The sequence below is a fragment of the Faecalicoccus sp. LCP19S3_E2 genome, from assembly GCF_052121255.1.
GTDB lineage: Bacteria > Bacillota_I > Bacilli_A > Erysipelotrichales > Erysipelotrichaceae > Faecalicoccus.
In genome coordinates, this window is sequence record NZ_JBQKEP010000003.1 from 226,337 (window position 1) to 243,874 (window position 17,538).

General features: G+C 38.2%; 21 protein-coding genes. 5 read left to right on the forward strand and 16 right to left on the reverse strand.

Annotated features, from left to right (window positions below; all coding sequences use genetic code 11):
* The first annotated feature begins 1 nt into the window (after position 1).
* Positions 2 to 811, forward strand: a complete 810-nt coding sequence (locus ACTQX6_RS04435) for an HAD-IIA family hydrolase (RefSeq protein ID WP_117445362.1) — start codon at positions 2 to 4, stop codon at positions 809 to 811.
* 31 nt (positions 812 to 842) lie between these two features.
* On the opposite strand, the gene ACTQX6_RS04440 is transcribed toward ACTQX6_RS04435, so the two are convergent.
* Complete coding sequence (locus tag ACTQX6_RS04440) at positions 843 to 1,922, reverse strand: LacI family DNA-binding transcriptional regulator (protein ID WP_117445363.1); 1,080 nt, start codon at positions 1,920 to 1,922, stop codon at positions 843 to 845.
* Between the two features lie 289 nt (positions 1,923 to 2,211).
* On the opposite strand from ACTQX6_RS04440, the gene ACTQX6_RS04445 reads away from it, so the two are divergent.
* From ACTQX6_RS04445 to ACTQX6_RS04455, 3 genes are read left to right on the forward strand one after another with little or no spacing between them, the layout of a single operon-like run.
* Positions 2,212 to 3,651, forward strand: a complete 1,440-nt coding sequence (locus tag ACTQX6_RS04445; protein WP_117445364.1) for an NAD(P)/FAD-dependent oxidoreductase — start codon at positions 2,212 to 2,214, stop codon at positions 3,649 to 3,651.
* A gap of 11 nt (positions 3,652 to 3,662) precedes the next feature.
* Positions 3,663 to 4,919: an NAD(P)/FAD-dependent oxidoreductase gene (locus ACTQX6_RS04450; RefSeq protein ID WP_117445365.1), complete on the forward strand. Its 1,257-nt coding sequence runs from the start codon at positions 3,663 to 3,665 to the stop codon at positions 4,917 to 4,919.
* A gap of 1 nt (position 4,920) precedes the next feature.
* A complete protein-coding gene (locus ACTQX6_RS04455; RefSeq protein ID WP_117445366.1) occupies positions 4,921 to 5,283 on the forward strand; it encodes a DUF1667 domain-containing protein in 363 nt (120 codons plus the stop codon).
* Positions 5,284 to 6,274: 991 nt separating this feature from the next.
* On the opposite strand, the gene ACTQX6_RS04460 is transcribed toward ACTQX6_RS04455, so the two are convergent.
* Genes ACTQX6_RS04460 through hxlA form a run of 3 tightly spaced genes read right to left on the reverse strand, consistent with a single transcriptional unit; the run spans position 6,275 to position 7,824 of the window.
* Positions 6,275 to 6,628: a cupin domain-containing protein gene (locus ACTQX6_RS04460; RefSeq protein WP_294688164.1), complete on the reverse strand. Its 354-nt coding sequence runs from the start codon at positions 6,626 to 6,628 to the stop codon at positions 6,275 to 6,277.
* Positions 6,629 to 6,637: 9 nt separating this feature from the next.
* Positions 6,638 to 7,198, reverse strand: coding sequence for a 6-phospho-3-hexuloisomerase (gene hxlB / locus ACTQX6_RS04465; protein WP_117445368.1), 561 nt, complete (start codon positions 7,196 to 7,198; stop codon positions 6,638 to 6,640).
* Positions 7,195 to 7,824 (reverse strand): 3-hexulose-6-phosphate synthase, encoded by a 630-nt coding sequence (hxlA, locus tag ACTQX6_RS04470; RefSeq protein ID WP_117445369.1) that lies wholly within the window; start codon positions 7,822 to 7,824, stop codon positions 7,195 to 7,197. Before hxlA ends, hxlB begins: the two co-directional genes overlap by 4 nt.
* Before the next feature lie 137 nt (positions 7,825 to 7,961).
* Between hxlA and ACTQX6_RS04475 the strand changes: the two genes are divergently transcribed.
* Positions 7,962 to 8,717 carry a DeoR/GlpR family DNA-binding transcription regulator gene (locus ACTQX6_RS04475; RefSeq protein ID WP_167698194.1) on the forward strand — a complete coding sequence of 252 codons (756 nt, stop codon included), beginning with the start codon at positions 7,962 to 7,964 and terminating at the stop codon, positions 8,715 to 8,717.
* Between the two features lie 89 nt (positions 8,718 to 8,806).
* On the opposite strand, the gene ACTQX6_RS04480 is transcribed toward ACTQX6_RS04475, so the two are convergent.
* From ACTQX6_RS04480 to ACTQX6_RS04535, 12 genes are all read right to left on the reverse strand, one after another.
* The gene (locus ACTQX6_RS04480; RefSeq protein ID WP_167698195.1) at positions 8,807 to 9,097 is read right to left on the reverse strand and encodes an HU family DNA-binding protein; all 291 of its coding nucleotides are present in this window, start codon (positions 9,095 to 9,097) and stop codon (positions 8,807 to 8,809) included.
* Between the two features lies 1 nt (position 9,098).
* The gene (locus ACTQX6_RS04485; protein ID WP_294688171.1) at positions 9,099 to 10,094 is read right to left on the reverse strand and encodes an NAD(P)H-dependent glycerol-3-phosphate dehydrogenase; all 996 of its coding nucleotides are present in this window, start codon (positions 10,092 to 10,094) and stop codon (positions 9,099 to 9,101) included.
* A gap of 10 nt (positions 10,095 to 10,104) precedes the next feature.
* Positions 10,105 to 11,412 carry a ribosome biogenesis GTPase Der gene (der, locus tag ACTQX6_RS04490; protein ID WP_294688172.1) on the reverse strand — a complete coding sequence of 436 codons (1,308 nt, stop codon included), beginning with the start codon at positions 11,410 to 11,412 and terminating at the stop codon, positions 10,105 to 10,107.
* A gap of 14 nt (positions 11,413 to 11,426) precedes the next feature.
* The gene (gene cmk, locus ACTQX6_RS04495) at positions 11,427 to 12,083 is read right to left on the reverse strand and encodes a (d)CMP kinase (RefSeq protein WP_168965833.1); all 657 of its coding nucleotides are present in this window, start codon (positions 12,081 to 12,083) and stop codon (positions 11,427 to 11,429) included.
* A gap of 3 nt (positions 12,084 to 12,086) precedes the next feature.
* A complete protein-coding gene (locus ACTQX6_RS04500) occupies positions 12,087 to 13,034 on the reverse strand; it encodes a hypothetical protein (RefSeq protein ID WP_441657331.1) in 948 nt (315 codons plus the stop codon).
* A gap of 80 nt (positions 13,035 to 13,114) precedes the next feature.
* Positions 13,115 to 13,837 (reverse strand): DNA repair protein RecO, encoded by a 723-nt coding sequence (gene recO, locus ACTQX6_RS04505; protein WP_294688179.1) that lies wholly within the window; start codon positions 13,835 to 13,837, stop codon positions 13,115 to 13,117.
* Positions 13,827 to 14,723, reverse strand: coding sequence for a GTPase Era (gene era, locus ACTQX6_RS04510; protein WP_320863436.1), 897 nt, complete (start codon positions 14,721 to 14,723; stop codon positions 13,827 to 13,829). Before era ends, recO begins: the two co-directional genes overlap by 11 nt.
* Positions 14,724 to 14,735: 12 nt before the next feature.
* Positions 14,736 to 15,080 (reverse strand): diacylglycerol kinase family protein, encoded by a 345-nt coding sequence (locus tag ACTQX6_RS04515; RefSeq protein ID WP_167698202.1) that lies wholly within the window; start codon positions 15,078 to 15,080, stop codon positions 14,736 to 14,738.
* A complete protein-coding gene (gene ybeY, locus ACTQX6_RS04520; RefSeq protein ID WP_117445377.1) occupies positions 15,061 to 15,516 on the reverse strand; it encodes an rRNA maturation RNase YbeY in 456 nt (151 codons plus the stop codon). Before ybeY ends, ACTQX6_RS04515 begins: the two co-directional genes overlap by 20 nt.
* A gap of 51 nt (positions 15,517 to 15,567) precedes the next feature.
* On the reverse strand, positions 15,568 to 16,575 hold the full coding sequence (locus ACTQX6_RS04525) for a LacI family DNA-binding transcriptional regulator (protein ID WP_294688188.1): 1,008 nt from the start codon (positions 16,573 to 16,575) through the stop codon (positions 15,568 to 15,570).
* A 3-nt stretch (positions 16,576 to 16,578) separates the two neighbouring features.
* Positions 16,579 to 17,160 (reverse strand): hypothetical protein, encoded by a 582-nt coding sequence (locus tag ACTQX6_RS04530; protein WP_117445378.1) that lies wholly within the window; start codon positions 17,158 to 17,160, stop codon positions 16,579 to 16,581.
* On the reverse strand, positions 17,157 to 17,528 hold the full coding sequence (locus ACTQX6_RS04535; RefSeq protein ID WP_294688192.1) for a histidine kinase: 372 nt from the start codon (positions 17,526 to 17,528) through the stop codon (positions 17,157 to 17,159). The genes ACTQX6_RS04530 and ACTQX6_RS04535 overlap by 4 nt, the downstream gene beginning before the upstream one ends.
* Positions 17,529 to 17,538: the final 10 nt, after the last annotated feature.

The window sequence follows — 17,538 nt, forward strand, 5'->3', positions numbered from 1 at the left end:
TATGCTAACAAATTTACAGGAGATCAAAGAAAGAATGAAGACGATCAAAGCCTTTATTCTTGATATGGATGGAACGATTTATTTAGGAAATGATCTATTTCCTTATACACATAAGTTTTTAGATAAGGTAAAAGAGACCGGAAGAGATTACTACTTTTTTACGAATAATTCCTCTCGTGATTTAGATGCATATATCACAAAATTAAAGAACATGGATATTAATATCACAGAGAAGCAAATGATGGTTTCAACCGATGTGATCTTACAGTATTTAAGTGAACATCATCCAGGCGCTAAACTTTATGTTGTTGGTACGCCAAGTTTATTAAAAGCGTTTGAAACAGCCGGATGGGTATTGGATGATCAAGAGCCGGATGTTGTAATCTTAGGTTTTGACACTACACTGACATATGAAAAGTTAGAAAAGATTTGTACTTTTATTCGACACGGAAAAACGTATTATGGAATTAATCCGGATTTGAACTGTCCAATTGAAGGTGGAGAGTTTATCCCGGATTGCGGAAGCATAGCACGTTGTATTGAATCCAGCACGGGTGTTTTTCCAGAATTTTTTGGAAAACCGAGCCATAGAACTTTGGATTATATCCAGAAGGCAACCGGACTTGCCGGTGACCAAATCGCAATCGTAGGAGACCGAATGTACACCGATATTGCGGTTGCGGATGGCAGCGACATTGTCAGTATATTGGTCTTAAGTGGGGAAACCAAGAAAGAAGAAGTTCCTGACAATCCAATTCAACCGGATATCATGATTGAAAATATTGGGGTTCTTTCAGACCTGTTAGATTAAAAAGAAGCTCTGAGGTCTGACCTTAGAGCTTTTACTTTCTTGGCTTTCCGGTAGTTTTACGGATGATCAGTTCCGGTTCGTATTCTAGACGCAATATGTAAGGATGTGACTTTTGCGCATTATTTTTTAGATGCTTCTTATAGATGATATCGACTGCTTCTTTTCCTTTTAAAAACGTGGCATGTTCGATTGTTGTCAACGAAATATCCGGAAGAGAAGACATCAGAATATTATCAAAGCCAGCCACGGAAAAATCCTTCGGAACTTTATAACCCTCACTTTTTAAAGCCGATAATACGCCTAGTGCTGTCATATCGTTATTGGCCAAAAAGGCAGTGGAATCCGTTCCTTCTTCCAAAGCTTCCATGGTGAGCTCGTAACCAACCTGATATTCGATATTTTCGGTCTGAATGCTTTCGTACTGCGCTAAAGACATGGTTTTTAGCTGGATATTTTGAATATCCTTACCTTGATCTTCAAAGGCATGAATCAATCCTTCATAACGATGGATACGAGAAATTTCTTTACCCATGACAGGTGCAGAGATAAAGGTGATTTTCTCATGTCCCAAGTTAAGCAGATATTCACCCATTAAATGACCGGCTCTTACACCATTTAATTCCACCGAGTCAAAACGACTGCCTTGTGGTTTATCACCGATAGAGACAACCGGCATTCTTTTAAACAAAGCGTTTGCCTTTGAAATCTTGGTAGGGGGATAGAGATAGATGATGCCAGCTAAATCCAAATTGGATAAAAGCTCATAGTAAGAGTCTTCCTGTTGTACATTTCGCATGGTCGTAATCGTAAAGACCGAGTAATTATGCTTCTTTGCCTCGTAAACGATAGAATGAATCAAAGTCGCATAATAGCTATTTGAAAGGTGAGGGGCAATCACTACAATTGTTTGATGAAGATCTTTCTGACTTGATTTCGACTTGTGGATTTCATTTTTATAGCCTAGTTTTTTGGCGGCCTGCAATACGATATCCTGTGTTTCTTTGGAAAAGGAAACATTCTCTTTATGTGAAAGGATCATTGAAACGGTAGATTGTGACAATCCGGTATATTCGGCAATATCACGTGTTGTTATTTTTTTACGTTTTCCCATAATGTTCTCCTTAAAATTTTGATTTATTTTGAATAATCAATCTCAATTAATCAAATTGTTTTTGATTACTAATATTATACTTTTGATTAATTGGTTGTGCAAGAAAAACCGTTAAAATCAGGACTTTGATCATTATAAAAAGTCAATGAATTTTTCAATGAATTAATCAGATATTTTGATTAATTAAAAATGCCTGAAAATCCTATATTTAAAGGCATTTACAAGTTTGACAACCTATTTTATGTGGGTTAGATTTACAGTGTATGAATACTATGGATGGAGGGGTACTATGTACGATGTAATCATAATTGGAGCTGGAGTCAGCGGTAGTGCAATTGCCCGTGAATGTTCACGCTTTCCACTAAAAATTGCAGTTCTTGAAAAGTGTGAAGACGTTTGCTGCGGAACTTCCAAGGCAAACAGTGCAATCATTCATGCCGGCTATGATGCCAAAGAAGGTACGTTGATGGCAAAATTAAATGTAGAAGGTAATTTGATGATGGACGAACTTGCCAAAGATCTGGATATTCCATTTCGGCGAATCGGATCTTTTGTAGTTTGTACGGATGAAGAAAATCGCGATCAACTAACGACTTTGTACAATCGCGGTATCACAAATGGCGTTCCCGGTCTTCGTATCGTTGAACGCGACGAATTAAAGGAAATGGAACCAAATATATCCGATGAAGCTGTGGCAGCTTTATATGCGCCAAGCGCCGGTATTGTTTGTCCTTTTGAGTTAAATCTTGCCATGGCTGAAAATGCGGCAGAAAACGGTGTAGAATTTTATTTTGATTCTCCAGTGGAAGCGATACAAAAAGTAGATGATCACTATGAGATCCAAACACCAAATCAAACATTTCATTCAAAATATGTCGTGAATGCTGCCGGTGTTTATGCCGATGTGATCCATAATATGGTCAGTGCTGATAAAATGGAGATTATTCCTCGTAAAGGAGAATATTATCTGCTGGATAAAAGTGCTGGAAAACATGTTTCTCATACAATTTTCCAGTTACCGACTAAGATGGGAAAAGGGGTTCTGGTAACACCAACCGTACACGGCAATATGTTAGTGGGCCCAACAAGTATGGATATCGACAATAAAGAAGGTATCAATACAACACGAAAAGGATTGGATGAAGTTGCTATGAAATCATCCATAGCTGTTAAGAATCTTCCTATGAGAGATGTCATCACATCCTTTGCCGGACTTCGTGCGCATCATCCGAATCATGAATTCATCATTGAAGAAGTCAAGGATGCACCAAACTTTATTGATGTTGCTGGTATCGAATCACCAGGTCTTTCTTCCTGTCCGGCTATTGGTGTAATGGTCGCAAAGATGATCCAGAAAAAAACGAATGCACATGAAAAAACAGATTTCAAAAAGTCACGCAAAGGATTAATCAAGCCATCACAAATGAGTATGGAAGAAAGAAATGAACTTATCCAAAAGGATCCTCGTTATGGAACGATCATCTGTCGCTGTGAGATGGTAACAGAAGGAGAGATCGTAGAAGCGGTACATCGAATCATTCCTGCCCGTTCACTGGATGGTATAAAACGTCGTACAAGAGCAGGTATGGGACGGTGTCAGGCTGGTTTCTGCAGCCCACGTGTTATGGAAGTCTTATCACATGAAGTACCGGATATCGATATGTATAAAGTTAGTAAATCCGGTGGACATTCAAACTTTATCGTAGGAAACGATAAAGAAGATCTGTAGGAGGCAAGACTATGAAAAAGGTAAATGTAGTAATTATCGGTGGAGGACCGGCAGGTCTTGCGGCCGCGCTCAGTGCTAAAGAAGCAGGCGAAAGTAATATCTTAATTTTAGAACGTGATATAAAATTAGGTGGTATCTTAAATCAATGTATTCATAACGGTTTTGGACTGCATACATTTAAAGAAGAATTGACAGGGCCAGAATACGCGAATCGTTTTATTGAGAAAGTAATAGAACAAAAGATTCCCTATAAGCTGAATACAATGGTCATGGATATTTCTTCCGATAAAGTAGTTACTGCCATGAACGCAAAAGAAGGGTTATTTCAAATTCAGGCAAAGGCAATCATCTTGGCCATGGGCTGTCGAGAACGACCTAGAGGGGCTTTAAATATTCCAGGTTATCGTCCAGCTGGTATATACAGTGCCGGAACGGCACAGAAATTAGTCAATATCGATGGATTGATGCCAGGAAAAGAAGTTGTTATCTTAGGTTCCGGAGATATTGGTTTAATTATGGCGCGAAGAATGACTTTAGAAGGGGCTAAAGTAAAAGTTGTTGCTGAATTGATGCCATATTCCGGCGGTTTAAAAAGAAATATCGTACAGTGTCTGGATGATTTTGGGATTCCGTTAAAACTAAGTCATACCGTAGTCGATATCGAAGGTAAGGAGCGTGTCGAAGCGGTCACAATTGCAGAGGTCAAAGATGGAAAACCAGTATCGGGAACCGAAGAAAGATATACTTGTGATACTTTATTATTATCATGTGGTCTTATTCCGGAAAACGAGCTTTCCAATCAGGCCGGTATTGAAATGAGTCCGATTACAAAAGGACCAAAGGTTAATGAATCGTTAGAAACAAACGTTGATGGCATATTTGCCTGTGGCAATGTATTGCATGTACATGACTTGGTTGATTTTGTATCTCAGGAAGCGAAACAGGCTGGAAAAAATGCCGTAAAATACCTGAAAGAGCAGGAAATCGAAAACACGAAAGTTATTCCTATCGAAACCGAAAATGGTGTACGTTACAGTGTACCTTTTGTGGTAAGACCCGAAGACATGGATGACTTGCTGACGGTACGTTTCCGTGTAGGCGGTGTTTATAAGGACCATTTTATCAGTGTCTATCTGGATGATCAAAGAATTCTTCATAAACCCAGCAAGATCCTGGCTCCAGGAGAAATGGAACAGATCATTCTGACTAAGAAAAAACTGATGGAGATTGATCCATCTACGATTCGCATTACACTGGAGGATAAATAATATGGAAACAAGAGAATTAACTTGTATTGGCTGTCCAATGGGATGTGCTCTAACAGTAAAAATGGAAGAGGGAAACGTAGTTTCTGTTTCCGGTAATACTTGTCAACAAGGCGATATTTACGCTCGTAAAGAAGTAACCAATCCAACCAGAATCGTAACCAGCATTGTTCCAGTAACAGGTTCTAAAGAAGAAAAAATGGTTTCTGTTAAAACTGCACATGATATTCCTAAGGATAAAATTTTTGCCTGTATGAAAGATCTTAAAGTCGTTAAAGTACAAGCTCCTGTACACATTGGAGATGTAGTCTTAAAAAATGTAGCGGATACAGGAGTCGATGTGATTGCGACAAAGGAGGCATTATAGGAGTATTTCTATGACAGAATTAGAACAGCAAACATTAAAAATCCTGAAGCCAGTGTATTAGGCACAAAGTGGATATCCAGGAGGATTCCTATCCGCTGTCGATATTTTGACATATCTTAGACTTGGATCAATGGTTGCTGAAGTCCTGGCAACAACAAGAATAGGTTATCCAGTATTAATGATCGGATTACATGATGAATTTGATCAAAAATGGCAAGCCCGAAGACTTAATGAAACTCTATTATTTAGATACTAGTAGTATTGCTTAAGTTATTCATGAATTTTTAAAATAAATCAAAAGCGGTCAATGATCGCTTTTTTTGCATAAATTCCCTATTTTATAAATTAGTATAGTCTACTTAACTATTAAAAATTTAGCAGAATCAAGTATTGTACATAATTTAGTAATATGTAATTAAGATTATTTTTAGTTATTAAACCGATAGAGATATTTTTATTTATAGACATTTCATTTTTTTCTTTCTATATTTTCGCTCAAATATTTGGATGATCATGATTTCATCATAACTTTAAATAAATATGTTCACATGTGTGTATCAAACTCGATTAAATAGACTCTATGAGAGTAAGTGAAAAAGAAAAACATCGGTAATCATACGTTCGATACGTTTTAGAGAGCCAAATAAGTAATGTATATTTTGATTATCATAATTATATATAAGAAAATAGACTAAATAAGATAATGATGAATTTTGTTAGATAAAATAGCATGAAAATCTGCATTATGTAAAGTTTTTTAAGACTGCAAGATGAAAACCGTGTTCAAAAATTAAATGTGTTTTAGATAGAACACGATTATACATTTTTTTACATAATATACATTATGCGAAGTAGAATGTAATAGTTCTTTCCGATCTTTTACTAAATAAAGGAGCTTGTTATTTCGATTACGAAGGACATATCTAAAAGAAATCCCTGCGCTAACAAAAAATGAGATAAACAAAAAAGCCCAGTGAGGGCTTTTTATATGTTATCGATTGTAATCATCTTCGATTCGTACTACATCATCTAAATGTGGTGTACTGACTTCGATAATCGTTGTATCTTCTAAAGCGGTATTCCGATGTCGAAAGGTCGGAGGATTGCTGATGATATCACCGGGCCCATATATATGGGTATGCAGTTTTTTATGTTCATCATCTTCCAGGACCTCAAGCTTCCCTTTCAAAATGTAAATGTGTTCTTCTTTTTGATTATGATATTGAAAGGAACAGCGCTCACCTTTCTTAAAGAAAATCTCCTTTAAAGCATAGTGATTTGTTACTGCAAGCCACTTTTCGTAACCCCATGGCTTTTCGACATATTTGACTAATTCTTGTTTCATAATAATGAACTACTCCATATTGGCATGTCTTCCAAACATCGTATCGGAATCCATATGATTCTTTTCCATCAACATCATGATCGCAATATCCATAAACAAACCTTCGGATTGTTCAAATAAAGATCCCATAGGCTGTATGGATTTAATTTGTCCTTCTTTCGCACTTTTCGGACTCGGTGCACTGATTTCAATAACAACATCAGCCATCTTTCCTATCGTCGATTCAGGATTGATCGTGATCAAAGCAAGCTTAGCACCGACCTCTTTGGCTTTTTGCGCATGATTAACTAAGCTTTTTGTTTCACCGGAGCCAGAACAAATCACTAAGATTCCATCCTCTTTGATATTTGGTGTGCATGTTTCTCCTACAACATAAGATTTCTTTCCCATATGCATCAAACGCATCGCAAAGCCTTTGACTTGAAATCCGCTTCGCCCAGCACCGGCACAGAAGATTTCATCAGCCTGATCCACAAGCTCAACAAACTGTTCTGTTTTTTTGGTATCTATACTTAATAATGTATGTTGCAGTTCATTTAATACTGTTTTTGCATATTCGATCGTATTCATGATTTTAAATATCCTTTCATATCTTTTGCCATTTTTGCTCGGTTTTTGGCATTGCAGATGGCACCGCCAACCACAATGATCTCAGCACCTTCATTGACGATATCCTGAATCGTTTCCAGCTTTACACCCCCGGCAACCGCACTTTTCGCATGATGAATGACTTTATTGACTATCTTTAATTCTTCCAACGGATCTTGACCGGATTGCTGCACATCAAAGGCCGTATGAACACAAATATAATCGACACCCATTTCATCGATTTCTTTGGTTCTTGTGGCTAAATCATGAACATTGATCATATCGACCATGACTTTTCCGTTGTGATTTTTAGCAGATCGTACAACTCCCTGAATTGTTTCATCATGACTGACACCCAAAACAGTTACAATAGAAGCACCAGCTTCAAAGCATTTATCGGCTTCAAATTCACCGGCATCCATGATTTTCGCATCGGCCAGGACTTCAATCTCCGGAAATGTTTTATGAATCTCTTTGACAGGCACCATTCCTTCTTCAATGATAAATGGAGTACCTACCTCAGCAATCTCTACACTTCCCTTTGTTTGTTCTAAAAGTTGAATACATTCCTCCAGGCTTAATGTATCCAAAGCAACCTGTAATTTCATCCTCATCATCTCCTTGTGTAAAGCGTACATCATTCATCTCCTTCTCTCAATAAAAAGATTGGTTTTTATCAAAATAAAGGGTAAAAAACTTGGTAATATAGTATAATTTATTGGAAAACAAAGAATTAGGAGATAGTATGTCAAAGAATAATGAAAAACGTAGAAATGAAATTTTGAAAAAATTGGAACAACAACCTTCCCTTCGCATCAAAGAACTTGCCGAATCCTTTCAGGTCACAACCGAAACTTTGCGCAAAGATCTTTTTGTTTTAGAACAACGAGGTCAAGTGAATAAGACACATGGCTACGTGCATAGAAAAGATGGATACGATGAATTGCCCATTGAAGTTAAAGTTGAAGAAAATACAGAGTTAAAAGATCAAATTGCACGAAAGGCCATTGAGTTTGTATCAGATTATTCTGTTGTATATTTAGATCCGGGCAGCACCACGCTTTCCATAGTGCGTTATTTTGCGTTAAAAAAGGGATGTACGATTGTTACCCCATCTATTCGTATTGTGCAAAGCTTATTAGCTTTGAAACACGAAATTCTGTTGATTGGTGGCCTGATTCAGAAAAAAGGAAGTACGACAACAGGTGCCTTTGCCTTAGATAATTTAAAGCATGTCAAGATCGATACGGCCTTCATGGGGACCGATGGCTTTAAAGATTGTCAGGGACCGACTACATTCTCTTTTCAGGAGCTATCGGTGAAACAAAAAGTGATTGAACAGTCTAAACAAAAGATCTTAGTCTGTGATCGTTCTAAATTCTTTAAGACAGGTACGTATCCATTTGCTCGTTTCAGTGATTATGATAAGATCATTACCAATCCCATCGATCCAAAAGAAAAGGCAATGATCGATTCCGCTAAGGAAATCGTCATCGCCTGATTTTCTTAAATCAATAAACCAAGAATCATGGATCCAATCACAAGAAAACAGAATAATAGAATAAAGAAACGCTTTAAAAATACCATGATTTATTTTTTATTACAGAGATTTTTTAATGTCTGACTTGGTTTAAACTTCGGCAGCTTGGTTGCCTGGATTTTCATTCTTTCTTTTGTGACTGGATTAATTCCCATTCTCTCTTTACGATCAAAAATGATAAACTTGCCAAATCCGGAAATATCAACTTCTCCATCACTGGCCAGTGCCAGAGACATCTCTTGAAAGATTCTTTCTACCGCATGACCGGCATCTTTTCTGGAAATCTTCAGTTCTTGATAAATCACCTCAGCCAAAGCTTCTTTATTTACATATTTTGCCATGTTAAAACTCCCTTTTCAGCTCTCGCAGCATTAAGTCATTGGCACATGTCTTTGGCTCTTTACCTTCGTATAGAATCTGATAGACTTCCTCACAGATTGGCATATCGATTCCATTTTCCTTAGATACCTTGTGAACGATCTTCGCAGTACGAATCCCTTCCACTGTCTTTTTATTGTTCTTTAAAAAGTTTTCTACTGTATTTTCCTTACCGATCTGATAACCGGCTGAAAAATTGCGGGAATGAATGCTTGTACAAGTGACGATCAAGTCTCCGATTCCGGTAAGCCCCATAAACGTCTGCTGCTGGCCACCAAACGCCATTCCATAACGAATCATCTCCTGTAAGCCACGGGTGATCAAAGCCGCTCTGGTGTTATCCTGATAGCCCAGGCCGGATAAGATTCCGGAAGCAATAGCCATAACATTTTTGATGGCTACACCTAATTCACTGCCTACTTCATCGCTTCCTGTATAAATACGAAGGTAATGGTTGGAAAATAGCTGCTGCACAACGATCGCATCTTCTTCATTAAGGCTGACCGCATCGATCGTTGTCAATAATCGAATGATTACTTCTTCGGCATGACTAGGTCCGATCAAAGAAACAACACTGCTTAAATGATCGGCAGAAATACAACGACGGATCACCTGCGACATTCTTTCATTGGTTATTGGATGAAACCCTTTGGATACATTGACAATGATCGTTTTCTTTGTCAACAGCGAATCAATTTGTTGACAAATGGATTCAATCGCTATGGTCGGTACTGCCAGTAATACAACATCGGCCTCTTTGACTACGTTAATATCCATAGTAGCCTTTAAGGAAGGATTGATACTAACATCTTCAAAATATTTGGAGTTTTTATGATGAAGATTGATATCATCCACTTCCGATTTTTCAATACCATATAATATGACATCTCGTTGATTGTCTTCTAAAACCTGTGCAAGGGCTGTCCCCCAGCTCCCGCTTCCGATCACTACTGTTTTCAAATCAAACACCTCAACTTTTCTTTCGCGCTATAATATGAATCGGTGTACCTTCAAATCCAAAAGCTTCCCGAATTTTATTCTCGATATATCGCTTATAGCTAAAATGCAATAATTCCGGATCGTTTACAAATAGAACAAAGGTTGGCGGTTCTACGCTGACCTGTGAAGAATAATAGATCTTTAACTGCTTGCCGTTATGCGGCTTGGCAGGATTCATCATTTGCGCATCCAAGATCACATCGTTTAATACATTGGTTTGAATACGCAAGCTGCAGTTTTCATGCACCTGATTGATCAACGGCAGTAATTGATTGACTTTTTGATGTGTCAAAGCCGATACAAAGGCAATTGGTGCATAATCTAAATAAACAAATTGCACACGAATTTCTTTCTCGATCTTAGCCATTGTTTTCTCATCTTTTTCTACAGTATCCCATTTATTATAGACAATGATGACACCTTTTCCAGCTTCATGAGCTAAACCGGCCACGTGTTTATCTTGTTCACAAATTCCTAAAGAACCATCAATTAAGAATAAAACGACATTGCTTCGATCAATTGCGCTTAATGCACGTAAAATGGAATATTTTTCAATATTCTCATAAATCTTTCCTTTTTTGCGAATACCGGCTGTATCGATGATCATGTATTCCTGTCCATCGTAAGTAAACGGTGTATCGATCGCATCGCGTGTCGTTCCTTCTACATTGGAAACAATAACACGGTCTTCTTTTAAGATCGCATTGACCAAAGAACTTTTTCCGACATTGGGACGTCCGATCACACAAAAAGACGTCATTCCTTCATAAGGAGATAATTTCTTTTCCGGCATAACTCTGGTGATCTCATCCAATACATCACCTAAACCGATACCATGGGCGCTGCTGACACAGAATGGATCCTGTAATCCCAAAGCATAAAATTCATACGCATCTAAGCGTAATTTTTCATTATCTACCTTATTGACAACTAACACGATGGGCTTGCCAGACTTCTGTAGTTTTTTGGCAATGACCATATCATCGGTCATAACACCTTCTTTGCAGGAGACAAGAAAAACAATGACATCGGCTTCCTCAATCGCAATATCCACCTGCATATTGATTTCCTGTGCAAATGGCTGATCCTCAATCTGGATTCCACCGGTATCAATGATACGATAGGTTTTCGTGAGCCATTCTACTTCTCCATAGATACGATCTCGTGTCACTCCCGGTGTATCATCAACAATGCTTTTTCTTTGTCCAATCAAGCGATTGAAGAAGGTTGATTTCCCGACATTAGGGCGTCCGACGATCGCAATGGTACCCTGGATCATAAAATCACTCCTCTCTATACTTTTTCATCAATTATTTTTTGAATTTCTTCTACAACTTCCTCAATAGTCATATCCGAAGTATCAATGACCTGTGCATCTTCGGCTACTTGTAAAGGCGAATTTTCACGATGCGAATCTTGATAGTCACGTGCTACGATATCTTGAAAGATCGTCTCATAATCCGCATCAATACCTTTAGAAATGTATTCCTGATAACGACGCTGCGCTCTAGCCTTACTGGAGGCATCCATATAGATTTTAACCTCGGCATCCGGCAATACGACGCTGCAGATATCTCTTCCATCCAGAATATAGCCTTTATTCTTGGCAATCTGTTGTTGCAAAGAAACTAGCTTTTTACGCACAGCATTCAAAGCCGAAAACTTCGATGCTGCCATGGATATCTCATTCATACGAATTTCTTTGGATACATTTTCTCCATTTAAAAACACTTGATCCTCCTGAAAAGAGATATCTATATTTTCCAATGCGTCCAACAGTTCTTTTTCGTTATTTACATCCACCTTGTTTTTTAACAGATAGTAGGCAACGCATCGATACATAGCACCGGTATCTAAATGTATCATATGATAGGCATCGGCTAATAAATTGGCAATGGTACTTTTCCCGACCCCACTGGGGCCATCAATCGCAATATTAAATTTTGGCATGCTTTAGGCTCCTATTTGCGTAATGAAGTAGAAGGTAGCTGCTAAAGAAGCAATCAAAAGTAAGACTAAAACAACTAAGATCACATTGATGATCATACCTGATTTGCTCTTTGGCTCATTTTCCATCTCTTCCAAATCACGAGTGCTCATACGAATTTTTGCCGATGGCATTTCTTGTGAATCCTGAACTTTTTTCGATTTTGATTTTTTAGCCTTATGTGTTTTTGTTCGTTTTGGCTGTGCCTCTTTTTTAGGCTGTTCTAAAATCTCTTCTTGTTTTGAAGGTTTTGTCGTATCGAAGAGACTTAAATGATCGGTATCTGCCGTATCGTCCGCTAAAATATCCTGACTTCCCAGAACAATATTCGTATAAGTTGCTTCCGGTGACTGGTCCTTATCTTCTTGCGCCACATAGCTTTGTACGGAATCATCCATACCGACTTTCGGTTCTTCTACGATTTCCGGTTTTGTCTGGATAGGGTTGATACGCGTCAACTTCTGATTTGGCATATAGGTAGCCACGCCATCCACATCTTGTTCGATTTCCGGTTTCTGGATCTTCATTGTACCGCCGGTTTCTTCTTCCTCCATTGGTACGATATGCGTATTTCTGTACATAGAAGAAGGTTTTTGATCCAGCTGACGCAAAATGTTGATCTGTGTATCATCCGTTATACGATTTCCCTGATCAATGTTATAGCGTTTCACTTCCCCTAACAGATCTTCCATGACCGGGCTGTTGTTGTTAGTCGCCTCTTGTGCAGATGATCTGGAAGGGACTGCCGACACATTTAAATCATTGGCATGTGCCAACGCCTTGTGTTGTGTTCTGGATAAGCGTGCAAACCCTGTCTGTTGATTGATTTTATCTTCCTGAGCAGCTGTCGTTTCTTCATCCAGCCGATTTCTTAAATCTTCATACCGTTTTGTTCTTGATAATTTTTCTGCCATAAGATCCTCCCAAGCATTCTTTTAATATTATACAAAATCTGATTCAATTCTACAATATGCTTTACATAAAGCTATTTTCTCTATAAGTCAACCACTGTCTTTAAAAATTTCAAACCGGCAAGATGTGTCTGTTCAAATCGCTCATACCAATCCGCCCAAAAGATACAGTCTTTGATTTCAAAATGACAGTTTTCAATTAAAACATCGATATGTTTCAAAGATGCCTTGAATAAAAGATAAACTTTTCTCATATCCGCTTTATTCATTTTTATGCCATTTTGATTACAATAATGACATAAAAAACCACCTTCTTTGATACTCAGCGTTTCTAAAGCATCTTTTCGATGACAAAGAGTACAACCATCGACAAATGGCTGAATACCTTCTGCACATAAGATTTCTTTTAATACAAAACAACCATAAGCAAAGACAGAATTTCTTTGGTCCTGAACCGCTTTTAAATATTCCAAAAAGGCTTCCAACAACAAGGGACTAGACTTAGTCTTTAATAAAATATCGCGTAACAGAAAGCTAAAAGCCTGTATAGTTAGATCCTCCATTACACGATAAAAGAAACAAATTGGTGTGGCATGTATCAACAATCCCGGTCCCTGATTTCTTTCTTCGATCTGCCATGTCGCATATAAAAAAGGCTGACATCCGCTTCTAAGTTTGGAGCCTTCTTTCTGGATGCCTCGTACTCGAACCGAAACGATTTGATTCTTTGTCAACATCCATGCCAGCCCGTCATTTTCCTTATAATCTTGAACTTTTAAAACTATGCCGGTCGTTTTAATCGTCATTTAGCTCATCCAATCCGAATTCCTTGATTTTTTGTTCTTTATTTCGCCAGTTTTTCTCTACGCGAACATATAATTCCAAATCCACCGGACAACCAAATTTTTCCTTGAGTTCTTTTTGTGCCGCAAGACGAATTTTCTTGATCATACTTCCCTGCTTTCCAATCAATATCCCTTTTTGGGAATCACGATCGACAATGATCATCGCCTGTAGATGCAGACGACTTCCTTCCATCCTGCGATTTTCCAACACCACCGCAACACTGTGTGGAATTTCCTCTTTGGTCACAAATAAAATTTTCTCACGAATGATCTCCGTCGTTTGAAAATTCTCATCATGATCACTGATCATCTCCTGCGGGTACATGGCCATTCCTTCCGGAAGAGCTTGTTTCAATACTTGTAACAGCTCATCCAAGTTTTCTTTTTTGAGCGCACTGATTGGAATGATGGCATGAAAGTCATATTTATTCTGCCAATCCATCAGCACTTTGATCATGTTCTCTTTTGAAAGATGATCGATCTTATTGACCAAAAGAAAACAAGGCTTATGTAAAGATTGTATGCGCTCCAGAATAAACGAATCGCCTTTGCCAAAGGGTTGTGTGCCATCAACGATCCATGCCAGACAATCACAGTCCTCCATGGCCATATACGCATTCTTATTTAAAACACGTCCCAACTGCTGTTGCGGTTTATGAATGCCCGGTGTATCCACAAAAACAAACTGGGCATCTTTCTGGGTTAAGATACCGGCAATATTGTTTCTTGTCGTATTGGGTTTATCAGACATAATGGCCACTTTTTCTCGCAATAATGCATTTAAAAGCGTACTTTTTCCGGCGTTAGGTCTTCCGATGATCGCAATAAAACCTGATTTATATGTCATACTCGTTCCTTTCTAAATTATTTTTTGAATAAGGATCGCAAATCCAATAAAAGCACTGAAAAGACTCAGTAAAAAGACAGCTCCTGCTGCCATATCCTTGATCTGTTTTGCCTGTTTGGTATGTTCTAAAGAAATATAATCGACAAGCTGTTCGATACAAGAATTTATGATTTCTCCAACTACAACAAGCACAATACATAAAAGGATCCAAAACCATTCTTGTACAGTAAATCCAAGCAACAAGCCAAACAGGATCACTAGCAGGCCAAACAGCATTTGAAGAGCTATGCTTTTATCACAAATCGCATAGCGCAGACCGCTAAACGCATATTTAAACCTACCTTTGAACCACTTCATCCAGTATCACATCCTGTAAATCAAACATCTCTTTTTCATCCTGTGGACACATGTGATCATAACCCATCAGATGCAAAAGGCCATGGCAGAAAAGAAAACAGGCTTCTCTTCGTTTAGAATGTCCATACTCCTTTGCCTGTGCGCTGATAGCTTCCACATTGATGAAGATATCTCCTAATTCGTTTTCCTCTTCCTCCAAAACGATGTTGGAACTGTCATCCTGCAGAGCAAAGCTAATTACATCCGTACTGCGATCGATGTTGCGATATTCTTTATTGATCTCATGAATCCTTTCCGGTGTCACAAAAATGACACTTAACGTATAATCGTGGTTACGATGCAGAATAGAACAAGCTCGTTCTAAAATTCTTTGATAGTCTTTTTTATAGCGATAAATACTTTTATCTTTTGCTTCATTGATCATTACTATTTCCATATAAGAATTATACACCAAACATGAAAAAAGGACTATTCAAATCTATAGTCCTTACTTTGTCGTTCCTTTAGGTATAAAAGAATATCCTAATTCAATACTTTTGTTTTCACGTACAGATTCATCATCCACCAGCATTTTTGTCAATAAACGCATCGATACGGCCCCCATATCATACTCCGGAATATTAAAGGTTGAGATATTTGGTCGTGTCATGGAAAGATATTTATTATTGAGAACACATACAAGCTGGCAGTCATCCGGAATCTTATATCCGGCTTCCTGGCAGGAATTCAATACCGCAATAGCCTGCGAATCTCTAAACGTAAACACAAACTGGCTTGGTTTATTGGTCTTAAAGTATTCAGTTAAGAAATTATAAGAGCTTTTATATGTTTCATCATACGAAATGTATTTTTTAAACTCAATTCCGTGATCATGGAAAGCACGCTCAATTCCAGATCGCATCTGTTCCATCATACTTAAATTTAACTTGTCTTCCACCAACGAAATATCATTGATGCCCTTATCAAACAATTCATTGACCATTTCATAAGCCATTTTTTCAAAATCGACATAGACATTGCCTACATTGTTGACTTTAGTTTCCGGCAACAAAGAACCAACGACAACCATTGGAATCTGATATTCCTGCAAGACTTCCATCTCATCCTCTGAGAAATTGTCATTGAATAAAATAACACCATCGACATGAGATTTGATGATGGATTCGATCACATCCTGCATTTTAGAAATGCCCTGTGATGTTGTATGGAACATGATGTTGTAGTTATAGATCTTTGCCACATCCATCAAACCATTTAAAATTTTTCCATTATAGGCAAACAGTTTTTCACTCATGACGATCGATACGGTCGTTGTTTTGGATAAGGCAAGCCCCTGTGCTATTGCATTGGGCTTGTAGCCTAACTTTTCAATGGCTTCCTGTACCCTTTGTTTAGTGTCTTCACGAACCACATTGCTGTCATTAATGACTCGGCTGACCGTAGCCAAAGAAACATCAGCCTCCTTGGCTACATCATAAATCGTTATACGTTTCATAGCTTATTCTTCATCCTCCTGTATCCCCGAATCGGAAGTCGTACGATCTTTTTTATCGAGGAACTTACGGATTCCACTAAATACCGCATCCCCTACTTTTTGTGTAACTTGTTCCGCTGAATCCACGGCGTTTTTCAAACCTTCGCTTTCTCTTAATACATCCAGCTTTTCATCGGCCGTGTTCACAAAGTTTTTGATATTATCATTTTTCATCAAGGCATCGGCACCAGCTTTGATACCATCTCCAATCAAAGCACCGGCCCCCAGTAAAAAGTCTTTTCCGGCTGAAACTGTATTCTTAAACTGTTCTGAATTGCTGATTTCCACCGCTTTTTCTTTTGTCGCCTTTAAGACCTTTACCGTTTCATCTTTAGCCTTGTTCAAACCTTCTTTGACTTTCTCCGGTTCGGTATTTTCTTTGATCCATTCCTGCAGATCTTCAAAAATAGCCTTGATCTTTTCTTTGGCGTCCTGAATTACTTCTTCATTTTCTTTGTTGTTGTCTTCCTTCAGTGTCTCCAGCTGATCCATCGCTTCATTTTCTAATTCCTGAACAACTTCAGCGCTTTTGTTTTCATCACTCATGATTCATCCTCCTTATCTGATGCTGCATTAACAGGTTCTGTATCCATGACCGGGTTCTTCTTCGCATTGACCCAGTTCTTAATCTGATCTACATTCTTGACTACGGTACTGGCTGCTGTCTTTACGGCTTTTTTCGTAGTTTCTTGTACTTCATCGATCGTATGTGAGATATTCTCTGCTGTAGAAAGAGGAGCATCCAGCTTACGAAGCTGCTGTTCGGTTGTATCCAAGGTTCGAGTAGCGCTTTTTACCGTTTGTAAAAGCTCTTTTAAGATCAAAATCACATATACTAAAACAACGATGCCCAGCACAGGTAAGATCCAACCTGCAACCATCGCAACCGTAGAAAAAAATTCATTTACAGTCAAAATATCACCT

Bases quoted from the DNA above. Each gene is read 5' to 3' on its own strand.
- ACTQX6_RS04530 (WP_117445378.1), bottom strand. From the start codon at position 17,160: ATGAGTGATGAAAACAAAAGCGCTGAAGTTGTTCAGGAATTAGAAAAT.
- ACTQX6_RS04450 (WP_117445365.1), top strand. From the start codon at position 3,663: ATGAAAAAGGTAAATGTAGTAATTATCGGTGGAGGACCGGCAGGTCTT.
- ACTQX6_RS04500 (WP_441657331.1), bottom strand. From the start codon at position 13,034: ATGGCAGAAAAATTATCAAGAACAAAACGGTATGAAGATTTAAGAAAT.
- hxlA (WP_117445369.1), bottom strand. From the start codon at position 7,824: ATGAAATTACAGGTTGCTTTGGATACATTAAGCCTGGAGGAATGTATT.
- ACTQX6_RS04440 (WP_117445363.1), bottom strand. From the start codon at position 1,922: ATGGGAAAACGTAAAAAAATAACAACACGTGATATTGCCGAATATACC.
- ACTQX6_RS04455 (WP_117445366.1), top strand. From the start codon at position 4,921: ATGGAAACAAGAGAATTAACTTGTATTGGCTGTCCAATGGGATGTGCT.
- recO (WP_294688179.1), bottom strand. From the start codon at position 13,837: ATGACGATTAAAACGACCGGCATAGTTTTAAAAGTTCAAGATTATAAG.
- ACTQX6_RS04525 (WP_294688188.1), bottom strand. From the start codon at position 16,575: ATGAAACGTATAACGATTTATGATGTAGCCAAGGAGGCTGATGTTTCT.
- ACTQX6_RS04475 (WP_167698194.1), top strand. From the start codon at position 7,962: ATGTCAAAGAATAATGAAAAACGTAGAAATGAAATTTTGAAAAAATTG.
- ACTQX6_RS04515 (WP_167698202.1), bottom strand. From the start codon at position 15,080: ATGAAGTGGTTCAAAGGTAGGTTTAAATATGCGTTTAGCGGTCTGCGC.
- ACTQX6_RS04445 (WP_117445364.1), top strand. From the start codon at position 2,212: ATGTACGATGTAATCATAATTGGAGCTGGAGTCAGCGGTAGTGCAATT.
- era (WP_320863436.1), bottom strand. From the start codon at position 14,723: ATGACATATAAATCAGGTTTTATTGCGATCATCGGAAGACCTAACGCC.
- hxlB (WP_117445368.1), bottom strand. From the start codon at position 7,198: ATGAATACGATCGAATATGCAAAAACAGTATTAAATGAACTGCAACAT.
- cmk (WP_168965833.1), bottom strand. From the start codon at position 12,083: ATGCCAAAATTTAATATTGCGATTGATGGCCCCAGTGGGGTCGGGAAA.
- ACTQX6_RS04435 (WP_117445362.1), top strand. From the start codon at position 2: ATGCTAACAAATTTACAGGAGATCAAAGAAAGAATGAAGACGATCAAA.
- ACTQX6_RS04480 (WP_167698195.1), bottom strand. From the start codon at position 9,097: ATGGCAAAATATGTAAATAAAGAAGCTTTGGCTGAGGTGATTTATCAA.
- ACTQX6_RS04460 (WP_294688164.1), bottom strand. From the start codon at position 6,628: ATGAAACAAGAATTAGTCAAATATGTCGAAAAGCCATGGGGTTACGAA.
- ybeY (WP_117445377.1), bottom strand. From the start codon at position 15,516: ATGGAAATAGTAATGATCAATGAAGCAAAAGATAAAAGTATTTATCGC.
- der (WP_294688172.1), bottom strand. From the start codon at position 11,412: ATGATCCAGGGTACCATTGCGATCGTCGGACGCCCTAATGTCGGGAAA.